Annotated in this window: 2 protein-coding genes; both read left to right on the forward strand. The window is 36.1% G+C overall.

Annotated elements, in window-relative coordinates; genetic code table 11:
* The first annotated feature begins 683 nt into the window (after nt 1-683).
* Complete coding sequence (locus ON07_RS13885; RefSeq protein WP_010232732.1) at nt 684-1,025, forward strand: type II toxin-antitoxin system RelE/ParE family toxin; 342 nt, start codon at nt 684-686, stop codon at nt 1,023-1,025.
* Nucleotides 1,026-1,029: 4 nt separating this feature from the next.
* Complete coding sequence (locus ON07_RS13890) at nt 1,030-1,359, forward strand: helix-turn-helix domain-containing protein (RefSeq protein ID WP_010232734.1); 330 nt, start codon at nt 1,030-1,032, stop codon at nt 1,357-1,359.
* The last annotated feature ends 173 nt before the right edge of the window (nt 1,360-1,532 follow it).

Genomic DNA, 1,532 nt, shown 5'->3' on the forward strand with positions numbered 1-1,532 from the left:
GAGACCAAGTAAAAAACAACAAAGCCGACAAGTTTGCGTCCCTACTCCACGCCACTTGCGTTAAACAAAACCGTTGTGCAATTAGACCGCCCTTTCTAGCTTTCAGTTTGATTCCGAAAGCAATTGTATATCTGGGGTGTCCTTTTAATTGGAACTAAGAACGAAGCCAAGTTGTCCGATGACATCGTTGAAAGCTCGGTTTCAAAACGTTGGCACGTTAGACAACTTGGAGAAGATCGGGATCTAACCAATGAGTTACAAGTCGGGAAAACCCCCAAATATGCTTGCCATTTTCCGGAGTCCCTTATGGACCAGTGCATATCATCAACATATACACAAGACCAACGGCTCAAACAGATGATTATTTGGGAAGCCGGCCTAACTACGTTTTATATCATGAGCAGTGCTAAGAATACTGGTTCAAATCAAAAGAAGAAATAAAGAAGAGGAACCGCGTAATAAAACTGCACATAACGACGGTTAAAGCGAATAGTGGATATCTGAGTTAAAAGTGATATTTTAGTACTCAGGGGAACTACTGGTAGACTGAACATAATTGAATACCAGCTTCCACTACTCGCCTTAACCGAGAACGTTACCTGTAATGCGGCCAGACAACATAAGTTTCCATATATAGAAACATTTGATTACCTTTGAATATTCGTAATTGAAAATTATAGTGGATGAAAGAAAAATTTGAAGTTGTATTTCTAGAAAATGCAATTCAGTTTATTGAAAATTTAGACAGCAAATCCCGAAATAAGATTATCTACAATATTGACAAAGCTCGATATGTAAATGACCCCAAGTTGTTTAAAAAACTAACAGATAACATCTGGGAGTTTAGAACAAAATATAGTGGACTTCAATACAGACTTTTTGCATTCTGGGATAAATCAGATGATAAAGAAACTTTAGTTATCTCAACTCATGGAATGATTAAAAAAGTGGACAAAGTACCGAAAGGAGAAATTGAAAAAGCTGAAAAATTGAGGACTGAATATTTAAAGAATTCAAAAAAATAAGAAGATGGAAACAAAAGGAAAAAACAGAACAATGACTTTAGATCAATTAAAAGATAAACACATTGGTGAAGTTGGGACTGATAACAGAGATAAATATGAATTTGACTTAAAACTCGATGTTTTAGGAGAGATGATAAAATCTGTTAGAAAAGATAGACATTTGACACAAGAGCAACTTGGCGAGTTGATTGGAGTTCAAAAATCTCAAATTTCAAAATTGGAGAGAAATGCTAAGAACGTAACTGTAGAAACCATTTTAAAGGTTTTCCGAGCATTAAAAGCAAACATCAAGTTCAGTATTGAAATGAACGATGCAGATTATAAGGTTGCTTAAAAAAAGCACTACAGGTAACATCGGTTAAGCGCAAATAGCGGGCATTCGAGTGAAAAGTATTATTTTAGAGACCAAGTAAAAAAACAACTAAGCCGACAAGAACGTGTCCCTACTCCACGCTACTTGCCTTAACCAAGACCGTTGCCCACAATATTGACTCGTCCTGAATAAAG

This window comes from Gillisia marina, from assembly GCF_000258765.1.
GTDB classification, from domain to species: domain Bacteria; phylum Bacteroidota; class Bacteroidia; order Flavobacteriales; family Flavobacteriaceae; genus Gillisia; species Gillisia marina.

Coding starts and splice junctions, on each gene's coding strand:
- ON07_RS13885 (WP_010232732.1), top strand. CDS start 684: ATGAAAGAAAAATTTGAAGTTGTATTTCTAGAAAATGCAATTCAGTTT.
- ON07_RS13890 (WP_010232734.1), top strand. CDS start 1,030: ATGGAAACAAAAGGAAAAAACAGAACAATGACTTTAGATCAATTAAAA.